The 12177-nt window shown below is 70.3% G+C and carries 9 protein-coding genes; 1 reads left to right on the forward strand and 8 read right to left on the reverse strand.

Annotated features, from left to right (window positions below):
- Positions 1–42: 42 nt before the first annotated feature.
- The 7 genes from MMSR116_RS03810 to MMSR116_RS03840 all read right to left on the reverse strand — a co-directional run bounded on the left by MMSR116_RS03810 (position 43) and on the right by MMSR116_RS03840 (position 8707).
- On the reverse strand, positions 43–1281 hold the full coding sequence (locus MMSR116_RS03810; protein WP_010683655.1) for a glycosyltransferase family 4 protein: 1239 nt from the start codon (positions 1279–1281) through the stop codon (positions 43–45).
- A 159-nt stretch (positions 1282–1440) separates the two neighbouring features.
- Positions 1441–2313, reverse strand: a complete 873-nt coding sequence (locus MMSR116_RS03815) for a sugar phosphate isomerase/epimerase family protein (RefSeq protein WP_010683654.1) — start codon at positions 2311–2313, stop codon at positions 1441–1443.
- Positions 2310–3911 (reverse strand): YcaO-like family protein, encoded by a 1602-nt coding sequence (locus tag MMSR116_RS03820; protein ID WP_010683653.1) that lies wholly within the window; start codon positions 3909–3911, stop codon positions 2310–2312. Before MMSR116_RS03820 ends, MMSR116_RS03815 begins: the two co-directional genes overlap by 4 nt.
- Before the next feature lie 223 nt (positions 3912–4134).
- The gene (locus tag MMSR116_RS03825; RefSeq protein ID WP_010683652.1) at positions 4135–5130 is read right to left on the reverse strand and encodes a Gfo/Idh/MocA family protein; all 996 of its coding nucleotides are present in this window, start codon (positions 5128–5130) and stop codon (positions 4135–4137) included.
- Entirely contained in the window at positions 5130–6320 is a 1191-nt protein-coding gene (locus tag MMSR116_RS03830) for a class I SAM-dependent methyltransferase (protein ID WP_010683651.1), read from the reverse strand. The genes MMSR116_RS03825 and MMSR116_RS03830 overlap by 1 nt, the downstream gene beginning before the upstream one ends.
- Before the next feature lie 44 nt (positions 6321–6364).
- On the reverse strand, positions 6365–7294 hold the full coding sequence (locus MMSR116_RS03835) for a hypothetical protein (protein WP_051072168.1): 930 nt from the start codon (positions 7292–7294) through the stop codon (positions 6365–6367).
- 222 nt (positions 7295–7516) lie between these two features.
- Entirely contained in the window at positions 7517–8707 is a 1191-nt protein-coding gene (locus MMSR116_RS03840; RefSeq protein ID WP_010683649.1) for an inositol-3-phosphate synthase, read from the reverse strand.
- 336 nt (positions 8708–9043) lie between these two features.
- On the opposite strand from MMSR116_RS03840, the gene MMSR116_RS03845 reads away from it, so the two are divergent.
- Positions 9044–10327, forward strand: coding sequence for a transglycosylase SLT domain-containing protein (locus MMSR116_RS03845; protein WP_010683648.1), 1284 nt, complete (start codon positions 9044–9046; stop codon positions 10325–10327).
- Between the two features lie 195 nt (positions 10328–10522).
- Here the strand turns inward: MMSR116_RS03845 and MMSR116_RS03850 are convergent, their stop codons facing one another.
- Positions 10523–12172, reverse strand: a complete 1650-nt coding sequence (locus tag MMSR116_RS03850) for a DHA2 family efflux MFS transporter permease subunit (RefSeq protein WP_010683647.1) — start codon at positions 12170–12172, stop codon at positions 10523–10525.
- Positions 12173–12177: the final 5 nt, after the last annotated feature.

Raw genomic sequence — 12177 nt, forward strand, 5'->3', positions numbered from 1 at the left:
GGATGAGGGCACAGGATGGGACATCCCGAGTGAGGAATGGCCTCAGAGCAGATGCGGCTCGGCGCGGAACCGGCAGCTGGGATCGTCGGGCAGGTCCGGCGCGAAGTCGGTGGCCGGCTTCTCGTGGCGCACCCGGGCATACACCTCCATGATCTGCCGCCCGACCGCGTGCCAGGAATAGACGCGCCGGCACTCCTCCAGCCCGGCCGCGGCGATGCGACGGCGCAGCTCCGCATCGGTGATGATCCGCGTGAGGGCGGCAGCCAGCGCCGGCACGTCGCCGGGATCGACCAGCAGGCCGTTCTCCCCATCGCGCAGGCAGTCGGACACGCCGACCGCGTGGCAGGAGACCGTGGCGAGCCCGGCCGCCAGCGCCTCCAGGATCGTATTGGAGAACCCCTCCGCGTAGGTCGGCGAGACGAACACGTCGGCCCGGCGATAGAGGTCGGGCACGGAGCCGTACTCGGCGTAGCCCGTGAAGGCGATCTCACGCTCGGAGAACCCGAGATCCGCGGCCAGAGCCTGGGCCGGGTCCACATCCGGCCCGATCCCCGAGACGGTGGCCGCGAAGGGCGTGCCCTGCTGGCGCAGGATCGCCAGGGCGTTGATGAAGTCGAGCACGCCTTTCCGGCGGTCGACGCGGCCGTGATAGAACAGCCGCACCGGCCCGGCATGGGGCACCGGCAGCCCATCGGGCGTGCCTTGTGCGAACCGGTCGGTATCGACCGCCCCGGGCACGATGGTGAAGCGGGCCGGATCCGATCCCAGCCGCCCGCAGACCTCGTCCACGAAGGAGGCGCCGCCGATGAGGAGCGCGTTGGCGTGAGCCAGCACTGTGCACATGGCGACCCGGTGCGTCTCGCAGCAGGAACCGACCCAGTGGCCGTCGCCGCCCTGGATCGAGACGACGCTCGGCACCCCGAGCCTGCGCGCGGCGAGCAGCACCGCCCAGCCGGTGGGGTAGCCGTACTGCGCGTGAAGGACGTCGAAGGGATGCTGGGCATGCTCCCGGCAGATGGCGTCCACCATCGTGGCGATGTCGCGCTCGAAGTCGCCCGAGGTCTGCTCGCCGAGTTGCTCCAGGCCGATCACCCGCACGCCCGGCACGGGCGGCGGCGGCCCGCCGCCATAGACCCGGGTGCCGAAGGCGTCGCCGCGATACTGCGAGATCATCGTCACGTCGTGGCCGGCTCCGACCAGCTCGCGCAGCAGGTTCTGCGCGTAGACGCTCATGCCGGAGATCGCCGGGAAGTAGCGGCGGCTGAGGAAGAGGATTCTCATCAGTGCAAGCAGTTCGGGGTGCTGTCTGGACGGTGTCCCCTCCCCTTGCGGGGAGGGGTAGGGGTGGGGGTGGTTCAGGTCGGATCGCCGCGGTACCTCCTGCACCACCCCCGCCTCCGGCTCCTCCCCACAAGGGGGAGGAGAGACTCGCATTCGCCCTCACTGCCATTGCCGCCGCGTCTCCTGCCCGCCGGCCAGCACCGGCCCGGCCCGCCGACAACCGCGGAGGTAGTCGAGCGCCTGCGGGATCATCACGTCGGCCCGGTGGCTCTCACGGGACAGCTCGACGCAGATCAGCTTGCCGAAACCGACCTCCTCCAGCGCCTCCAGCACGCCCGGCACGTCCATGTCGCCCTCGCCGAAGGGCAGGTGGATGTGGCTGCCGCGCTTCATGTCCTCGATCGCCACGGTGCCGATCCGGTCGGCGAACTCCCGCACGGCCGCCGCCGGCTCCCGCTCGCCGGTGACCAGGCAGTGGCCTGTGTCGAGGGCGAGCTTCAGCCCCAGCACGGTCAGGGCCGCATAATCGTCGAGCGTCTCGATCAGCATGCCGGGCTCGGGCTCCAGGCACGGCACGACGCCGGCATCCGCGGCGAAGGCCGCGACCTCGTGCAGGCCGTCTGTCAGCCAGCGGCGGGCTTCCCCATGATCGACGCCGGGCTTCGGCACGCCGGCCCAGAACGAGACCGCCTCGGCGGAGAGCATCGCGCCGATCTCGATCGCCCGCTTCAGGAAGCCGACCCGGCGGGCGCGGCCGGCGGCGTCGGCCGTCACCAGCGTCGGCTCGTGCTTGGCGCTCGGGTCGAGGAGGAAGCGGGCGCCCGTCTCGATGACGCAGGTCAGCTCCAGCTTCTCGAGCAGGCTCGCCACCCGTCCGGCCTCCGCGGCCCAGGTCTCGGAGAACGGGTCGAGGTGGTGGATGTCGAGGGTGAGCGCCACGCCGTCGTAGCCCGCAGCCTTGATCAGGTGGATCGCGTCGTCGAGGCGGTGGTTGGCCGCGCCGTTGGTGTTGTAGGCGAACCGGAGCGTCACGCCGCCCTCCCCTTCCGCTCTGCGAGGCGGAACGGCGCGTGATGCGATTCCGGCTCGCGGTAGAGCGGATAGTGACGGCCCACGATCGTTTCGGCCAGAGCGACGTCGAACAGCGGCTGGCCGCCGAACCGCTCCAGGGCTTCCGGCGTGAGGCGTACCGGGCGCAGCGTCTCGCTCGCGGTGCCGAACGTGATCAGCGGATGGTCGCGGTCGAGGAGCTTCCGCGTGTTGCGCTCGCCGATCCGGTAGTAGCTCATGGTCTCGACTTCGAGCCCCGGCACGATCGCCTTGACGACGCCGACACCGCCGCCGGGCGGCGTACAGTCGACGTAGAGCACGTCGAACCCGGCTTCGGTGAGCCGGTCGCAGGCGATCCTGCCCCGGGCATGGCCGTCGGCGGCCGGTGTGGAGGGCAGCTCCGCGAAGCGCTTGGTGCTCCGCTCCGAGTACACGGTGTCGGCCAGCACGCCGCGCATGTCGGCCGCGGGCATCTCGATCCATTCGAGCATCGCCTGGAGGGCGCGGCTCTCCTCGAGGTCCAGGCTGGGCAGCGCCTTCTGGATGAAGGCGTCGACGTAGCCCGGAGGGGTCACGGTCGCGGCCATGTCGAGGGGGCCGTGGCCGAAGGTCTTGCGCACCCGCGCGGCCTGGAACTCCAGCAGCGCCTTGCGCAGCGCCCGTTCGCGGTCCGGATCGCAGGCCTCGCCGCAGGCCGAAAGGGCGATCGGCGCCGGCGTGCGCGCCGGATCCTCGTCGTAGCCGACGACGTAGAGGTTGGTGAGGCCGAACTGGTCGGTGGCGAATTTCGGAAGCGCGCGGATCCCCAGCTCCTTCAGCCGGGCCAGCATGGCGGCGTTCTCCGGGCCGATGCCGTCGAGGTCGAGCATCACGCCCTGGTCCAGCGCCCGGAACAGCAGGCCGTTGCCGTCCCGCTGCAGCAGCTCCAGGACACCATGGCCGAGGGCGAAGGGCACGTCGGGCCCGGCGCCGAGGCCGTTGGTGATCAGGTTGGTGAAGGGCTTGTAGCCTTCCGACAGCTCGAAATAATCGGTCGCCGCGATGTCGAGCGGCATCAGCACGATCGCCCCGGTGGCGTGGCGGATGCTCGGCGTCCATTCCAGCACCGTGTCGCGGCCGACGGGGGAGCCGGCGGGCAGGCAGAGCGTCAGCGGGTCGGCGACGGATGGGGCGCCGTAGACGCGCGCGAGATCGTTGTAGCTCGCCCGCTCCTTCGCCCGGGGCAGGACCGCCAGGGAGGGCATCAGGTTCTCGGCGATCTCCGCGACGGCGCCGATCAGCGCCTCGTCGTCGGTGGCGCCGTAGCCGATGCCCGACGGCATCGCGCCCACGAAGAACGGGTCGTCGAGGAAGAGGGCCACGAACCAGACCGGGATGCCGGTGCGGTCGAGCGGCGCCAGCGGGAAGCCGACGACGCGGCCCTCCGGCAGGACGTCGAGATAGGCCTTCACCGGATCGGGCAGGATCCCGGGCAGCCCCTCGATCGTGCGCTGGGCGCCGAAGCGGTAGGGGCGCGGCGCCTTGATCCGCTCGTGGCGGGCGCGGTCGTCCTGGTCGTGGAAGGCGTCTGGGTTGGTCAAGGTTCGGTCCCGTCCCTCTCGTGTCCGCCTGTTCCGCCGCCGTGTCCCACCCGCCCCTCATCCTGAGGTGCCGAAGCGTAGCGGAGGCCCCGAAGGAGGCCCCAGCCGGCCGCGCGATCCCTGGAGGCCTCCTTCGAGGCCCGCTGACGCGGGCACCTCAGGATGAGGGGATGGATGGGATATGCCGGATCCGAGTTCGGCGATTGATCGTCCTGTCTTGTCGCTACCCCTGCCCGTAGGCGCGGGCGACGAGCCGCATCGTGTGAAGGTCCCGCGCCGCCGAGTACGCCGCCCGCTCCTCGCGCCGGCGCAGGGCTGAGCCGAAGGCGCGCACCTGCTCGGTGAAGGGCGAGCTGTCGGCGTCGAAGGCGAGCGGCTGCGCTCGGCCGCTGACGCCGTCGATGAAGGTCAGAGATCCGCCGGCTGTCTGGCCCATCGTGTTCTCGGCAACGAGCAGGCCCCTCGTGCCGACCACCTCCAGGCGGCGGCGGGGCAACGCGTCGGGGCAATTATAGGCGACGTGCAGGCTCGCCAGCACGCCGCCCGCCGTCCGCCCGATCAGCAGGGCGCCGTCATCGACCGTGTAATCCTGGGCCTTGGTCTGGGTCAGGGCCGCTAGGTCGGCGATCGGCTCGCCGAGCAGGAAGTCCACGAGGTCGAGACCGTGCGGGGCGAGGTCCATCAGCGCGCCGCCACCGGCTTGGGCGGCGTCGATCCGCCAGTTCGGCTGGCCGGCCTCCGACCAGTCGCGCCCGAGCCAGCAGGCGTAGACGATCCGCACCGCCGTCACGGTGCCGAGCCGCCCGGCCTCGACCTGCGCGCGGATCGCCCGGTGGGCCGGATGATGCCGTTGATCGAAAGCCGTGCCGTAGAAGATCTTTCCCGACTCGACCGCCCGCGCGATCGCCTCGGCGTCGGCGAGCGTCGCCGCCATGGGCTTCTCGCAGAGCACCGCCTTGCCGGCGGCGGCCAGGGCCTCGACGGCGCCGCGATGGAGGTGGTTGGGCGTCGCCACGTAGACCGCCTCGACCTCCGGCTCGGCAATGAGGCCGGCAAGGTCGGCAAGGCCGCGTGCGCCGGTCCGCTCGGCCGCGGCGCGGCATTCCGGATTTGGGTCGCAGACCGCGATCAGGCGGTGTCCCGCGGCACGGATGCCGGGCTCCATGTAGTCGCGGGCGACCCAGCCGTAGCCGACGATGCCCCAGCCGACCGCGTCCATCACCAGCGCTCCGGAAGGTCGACGAATTCGCGCACGCGCACGCGCTGCGTCTCCGGCGCGACGCCGCTCTCGACAATGCCGTCGAAGGTCAGCGTCTCGGGACCGGGCGAGCGTATCGGATAGGTGGCGCGGGGGGCGTACTCCGCCTCGTAGCGCTCCGAGGGCCAGCGGATGACGTAGCCGTCGCCCTCGGGCCGGTAGAGCGGGTTGAGCCGCAGCACGGTGCCGGGCTTCGGCAGGGTCAGGCCGTCGACCAGCGCGCGCGGCGCCGGGCGCATGCCGGGCCCGCACACCACCGAGAACGCCTCGCAGGTCCGCAGGGCGGCGGGCTCCTGAGGGCTCGGTGCCCGGGCTTCGACGAGCGCCCGGGTCAGCTCCGCGTCGTCGTACACCAGGGCATCCGGGAACAGCTCGGCGATCTCCTCGGCCGTCACCGCGCGGCCTGCCGAGAAGCCCGGGCAGTCTCGGTTGTGGATGTGGCTCAACGCCAGCCAGCCATCGTCGCCCGCATTCTGGCGCAGGCAATCGAGCAGCGCCGCCTTGTCGTCGAGGAAGTAGAAGGCATCGTTGCAGACGACGAGATCGACAGGCGCCTCCGGGATCGGCCAGTGCGGGGAACCCGCGTCGAAGCAGACGAGCTGCGCCTTCTCGGCCACGACCCAGTGCCGGGCGACCCAGAGCTTGGCAAAGACCACGTCGGCGCCGGCGACCTTGCAGCCACGCCGCTGCAGCTCCCGCAAATAGTGGCCGATGCCGCAGGCAAACTCGAAGACGCAGATCGGCTCGTTCCAGTGCGCCTCCAGCAGCGACAGGCCGGCCAGGAAGGTCGGATCGCTCCAGCGGTGCAGGAAATAGTCGCCGACCCGGCCCCAGCCGAGAAGCTCGACCGCATCGCGCAGGGTCGCGGTGCGGCGCTCCTTGATCAGGCGGATGATACCGGCCGGATCGGCCGGCGGCCCATTCCACCAATCATCCTGATCGACCAAGAGGGCGGCGAGAGCCTCGTCGGGCTCACCCGCGTCGAGATGAGCGAGGACCCGCTCGACCAGAGCCTCTCGGTTCACCCGCAGATACGGGATGCCGTCGATCACGGGCCAGCGGGCGCCGGTTTCCGCGTCGCGCAGGGCGTGCGGGCCGTCGGCCTTCAGCGGGTTGCCGGTAACCGGCGATCGGAGTGGGAACGGGATCATGGCTCTCGGGACCGCCGGGGCAGATGGGCGGCCGGGTTTGGCGATCAAGGGATGCGCATGTCGGCGAGGACACGATCGTGGAAACCCTTCACCGGGCCGGCATGGACCAGTTCCCACTCGTCGAGCACCATCCCCATCGTGGTCGAGGCCCCGCGCAGGTGCTGGGCGATCTGCAGGACCCGGTCGATGCAATCCGCCGCGTGGAAGGCGCGGCCCTCCGCGGTGGCGTCGTCCGGCAGGATCGCGCGGGCGCGCTCGACCTGGGCCTTCAGGGGCTCGGCGAGTTCGGCCAGTGCCCAGGCCGTGGTGGTCGCCATGATCGGTCCGAGATGGTCGCCGAGCAGCATCTCTCCGGTGAAGCCTGCATCCGGCATCGCGGCGTTGTGGAAATGATGGGCCATCGCGGCCAGGAACACGGCGCCGGGATCGGCCCGGTAGAACGGGCTGAGGCAGACGCCGTAGACCGCCACGATGAGGCAGTGCTCGGCGTGGTTCTCCGGCGGCTCCAGCAGGATCCGGGCGCGATCCGGGCAGGTCACGCCCGCCCGCGGCTGCTGCGCCAGGGCGCCGACGAAGCTCGGAAGCGGGCCGGGCTGGCCCGAAGGCCGTGGTGCCAGCCGCGCGCGCAGCCGCGTCCGGAGATCCGGATCGAGGTCGCCGGTGACGGCGTCGAAGCCTGCCACCAGCACGGCGGACGCCGCTTCCTCCGACAGGCCGGCGGCTGTCAGGAAGGCCGCGTCGAGGTCGCAGAGGCGGGTCGCCGCCAGCGTCACGGCGGTGATGTCGAGGGCAACGTCGTCGGGCGATGCACCGCCGGTCAGCAGGCTCCAGCCCTGCGCGAATAGCCGCTCGGCGATCGAGCCCTGACGGCCGGCCGAGCGGACGCGCTTGAGGTCGTTCATCTCGACCAGCAGGTCGCGCAACGCCTCGGGCGCGGCGGCACCGGATTGCGACGGGTGGTTCTCGCTGAGCATCGTTTCTTTCAGGCAGTCGGTCGCAGTTCGGACGGGGACCACATGCCGAACCGCCGACCTTGGGGCATGCGCACGCGGATCCCCTCCCCCCTTGCGGGGAGGGGTCAGGGGTGGGGGTGGTGCAGAAGGCACCGTTCCGCCTGGTCCTGAACCACCCCCACCTCCAACTCCTCCCCGCAAGGGCGAGGAGAGTTCGTGCAGTGCTGAGACCTCAGCCTTCGTTCAGTGCACGCCCAGCCAGTCGCGCAGCATCTGCTCCTGCTTGCCGAAGGCGTGCTCCGGGCCGTGCCCGTTCTTCACCATCGGGGCCTTGAAGAAGGTCGAGAGCTGCTCCTGGACGCCGCCATCGCCGCGCTTGTTGGCGAGGTCGAGGACGCGGGCGATCTCGATCACCAGCGGGGCGGCCAGGATCGAGTCCTTGCAGAGGAAGTTCACCTTCACCTGCATGCGCTGACCCATGAAGCCGGTGACGTCGATGTTGTCCCAGGCTTCCTTGTCGTCACCGCGCGGCCGGTAATAGTGGATGTGCACGAGGTGGTCCTCGACCGGGTAGCCGAGGATCGAGTCGAGTACCGTACCCTTGGTGTTGAGCTTCGACTGGAGCGAATTCGGGTCGTTCAGGGCCAGACCGTCGCGGTTGCCGAGGATGTTGGTCGAGAACCAGCCGTCGACATGCAGCGCGCGCGCCTTGAAGGCGGGGGCCAGCACGGTCTTCATCATGGTCTGGCCGGTCTTGCCGTCCTTGCCGGCGACCGGGACGTTCAGCTCCTTGGCGAGGTCGAGGAGCGCCGGGACGTCCGCCGCCACGCTCGGGGTGAAGTTGGCGTAGGGGATGCCGCTCTTGATCGCCGCGTAGGCGTAGAGCATGGCCGGCGAGATCGCCTCGTCGCTCGAGTCCAGGCCCTTCTCGAAGGCGGCCGTGGAGTTCAGGGTCGGATCGTTGAGGTCGGGCCAGCGCTCGGTGGAGGCGAGGTTCACCACGACCACGTCGTCGAGGTTGCTCTCCTTCTGGAAGCGGCGGAGATCGTTGGCGATCACCGAGACCGCCTCGCGATGGTCCTTGGCGACGATGCGGTTCTGGCCGTCGATGTTCTTGCAGAACTTGGCGCTGCCGACCGCCGGCCAGGGGGTGATGCCCTTCAGGACCTGGGCGCCGTTCTCGATGTCGTCCTTCGAAAGCACCCCGTGGCCACTGGCGGCCGAGGCGAGATCGTCCCCGTTGAGGTCCCATCCGCCGAAGACGAGATCCTTGTAGTCGGCCATGCCCGCCACGGAGAGGCCGGCGAGCGGCAGCCCGTCGAGCCGGTTCGAGCCGGATTTGATCATCTCGATGCCGGCGATGGCGGTGGTGGCGACGGCGCCACCCATGCCAACGAACGCGACACCGACGCGGCGACCGGACTGCATGCTCATCGGAAATTGGTGTCCTTGTGGGGACGCGGGTGGCGTCTGACGGGTGGTGTCCTGAGACCAAAAGGTCTGCCCCCCCGGGCCGTACCTAACTGGCTCGGCGGTGCGGCGTTCCAAGCCGAATGCGACAACTTTGCGCCTCCGTTGCACCGGGCGTGACCGGATCGCGGCGTTAACGCGGCCTTAAGGGGCAGGGTTAATCCTCCGCTTACCGTGCCACGCTTGGATCACGGCGCCGTCCCATTCTGGTCACGGCCGGCGCCGATACGGCCGCCGCTTCAAGGAAACCGGACGCCAGACGCCGGGCCGACACAAGGACCAATCTGAAGAGGACCAGTGATGGGGGTTATCCCGGAGCCGGCGCGTCGCGCCGACGACGTGAGCCGACTCGTGCCGAACGCGAGCCATTTCGAGGATGAAGCCGTGGCGTGGCTGCCGCGGGCCGGGCGCAAGACGGAGCGCCGGTCACGTCGCCGCACAGGCCGGAGCGGGATCCGGCGCCTTCCGGGAACGCTGGCGCTGGGCCTCGTCGCCGGGTTTGGCCTGCCGCAGGCGGCTTTCGCGCCCGCCTACTTCGCGCCCGCCGCGCAGGCCCACGATCGGGTCGACACCAGCCCGCGCGCCGCCCAGGCGCTGGCCGCCGAGGCCTGGACCACGGCCGACACTTCGGCTGAGGGACTGTCGCTCCGGTCGACGCTCGATCAAGCCCCCGCCGAGGAGACGCCGGCCGAGACCGCGTCGGCCGCATCCGACTGGAACGGCCTGCCCGTTCCGGAGCAGGAGCCGGCCACCACGGCGCTGATTCAAGAGGATCTCGCGACCCTGCCGCGCGTCACGGAGGAGCAGGGCGAGGCAGCCGTGCGCTTCGGCGAGCGCAGCGTCCCCCGCAAGGTCGTCGACACGATCGTGAAGGCCTCCGACGAGGCCGGCGTCGATCCCGTCTACATGATGGCGCTGGCCGACAAGGAATCGAGCTTCGACACGGACGCGAAGGCCGCGACCTCCTCGGCGCAGGGCCTGTTCCAGTTCGTGGCCCGGACGTGGCTGGAGATGATCCGCGATTACGGCGCCCGCTACGGGCTCGCCGACGAGGCCGCCGCCGTGAAGGGCCGGGGCTCCGCGATCACCGTCGCCGGCAACATGCGCACCCGGGTGCTCGGCCTGCGCAACGACCCGCGCGTGGCCGCCCTGATGGCGGCCGAGCTGATCAAGCGCGACCGCGAGCGCATCGAGGCCCGCGTCGGCCGGGCGCTGACCACGACCGAGCTCTACCTCGCCCACTTCCTCGGTACCGCCAGCGCCGGGCGCTTCCTGTCGCTCTCCTCCGAGAAGCCCGACGAGGTCGCGGGGCGCGAGTTCCGCAGCGCCGCCCGGGCCAACCGCAGCCTGTTCACCGAGAAGGCGGGTGGCAAGCGCCGCAGCCTCACCGTGGCGGAACTGCACGGACGGATCGACGGCATGATCGACCGGCGCCTGAACCGCTACCAGGGCGTGTCGGCGGTGGCGGAGGCCCTCGACAAGGCGCCGGCTCAGGCCGACGTCGCCACGAGCGAAGAGACGCCCTCCGCTGCCGGCAATCGCCGCGTCGAGGTGACCGAGGCGCTGCCGCCGGACGGTGTGTGAGTGCCCGCGTGACGCGCGGGTCTCCTTCCAGTGGAAGCTAGCGGGTTCACACGTCAGGGTTTGAGACACGCGACGTTCCCCCTTTTCCCGCGCGCGGGGAAAGGGGCTTTCTTCGCGGCTCCCGTTGGCGCGGTGTGAGACGTGTGGATCCGCGAGCTCGCAGGGGAAGGACAGACAGCCGCAACCACCAGCGCCTCAATGCCCGGCCGGCGCTCCGCCGAGCTTCACGCTCTTCAGGCTCAGCGCGATCGGGACCGCGCAGGCGGCGACGAGGCCGAGCACCCAGAACACGTCGATATAGGCCCAGTAGGCCACCTGGGTGCTCAGCACGCTGCCGATCCACGCTGTGGCCTGGTTCTGGGCCTCGACGCCCGCGTAGCCGTGCTCGGAGAAGTACTGCGTGGCCTGCCGCATGGTCTCCTGGTAGGCGGGCGCCGCCGGGTTGACGCTCTCCACCAGCCGGCTCTGATGGAACTGGCTGCGGTAGGCCAGGATGTTCTGCGCCAGCGAGACGCCCATCGAACCGCCGACGTTGCGGGCGACGTTGATCAGCGCGGAGGCCTGGTCGGTCTGGTCCTTGCGGATTCCCTCGTAGGAGGCCGAGGTGATCGACAGGAACACCATCGGCAGGCCGATGCCGATCCAGACGCGCGACCACGCGAAGAACGAGAAGGTGGTGCTCCCGTCGATCCGCGTCAGGTCGTACATGCCGAGCGCCACGATGGTCATGCCGGAGGCGATCAGCCATTTCGGCTGCACGTAGGCCGACACCCGGCCGGTCAGGAACATCATCACCACCGTGACGATGCCGCCGGGGCCGAGCACGAGGCCCGACAGGGTGGCGGTGTAGCCGTAATATTCCTGCGTGATCTGCGGGATGAACTGCGTGGTCGAGATCAGGATCGCGCCGGTGAACATCATGACGACGAAGCAGGACCCGAACTGGCGGGTGCCGATGAGCCGCAGGTCGACCGCCGGGTTCTTCGTGTTCAGGAGCCACGGGATCATGGCCGCGAACGAGATGATCATCAGCACGCCGGACACGTTCATCAGCGTCGAGGTGCCGAACCAGTCCTTCCGCTGGCCCTCGTCGAGGATCACCTCCAGCGAGCCGAGGAACAGGGCGACCAGCACGAAGCCGACGATGTCGAAGCGGATGCCCTTGCGGACCAGCGCGCGGCGCTCCCTCTTGGCCGCCTCGCTGTCCTCGATCAGCCAGTACATCAGGCCCAGCGCGATCACGCCGACGGGCCCGTTGATCAGGAAGCACCAGTGCCAGGAGGCGTTGTCGGAGAGCCAGCCGCCCAGCGTCGGGCCGATCACCGGCGCGACCACGATGGCGACGCCGTAGAGCGCGAAGGCCTGGCCGCGCTTCGCGGGCGGGAAGGAATCGGCCAGGATGGACTGCGCCAGCGGCGCCATGCCGCCGCCGCCGAGCCCCTGCAGCACCCGGAACAACAGGAGCGATTCGAGGCTCCAGGCGAAGCCGCACAGGATCGAGGAGATCGTGAACAGGCCCACCGACCACATGAAGAAGGCCTTGCGCCCGTAGCGCTTGGCCAGGAAGCTCGAGGCCGTCAGCGTGATCGCGTTGGCCACGAGGTAGCTCGTCACCACCCAGGCCGCCTCGTCGGGACCGACCGCGAGGCCGCCCGAGATGTAGCGCAGCGCCACGTTGGCGATGGTGGTGTCGAGCACCTCCATGAAGGTCGCCAGCGCGACCACGCCGGCGATCAGCCAGGGATTGTGCCCGCCCGGCGCCTTGCCGGAGGCACTCTTGCCCGTCCGCCGCTTGCCGGAATTCGGCTTGCGCCCGGGTGCGGCCGCGCCAGCTCCGCCGGCCATGGCGC

The organism is Methylobacterium mesophilicum SR1.6/6 (genome assembly GCF_000364445.2).
Taxonomy (GTDB): domain Bacteria; phylum Pseudomonadota; class Alphaproteobacteria; order Rhizobiales; family Beijerinckiaceae; genus Methylobacterium; species Methylobacterium mesophilicum_A.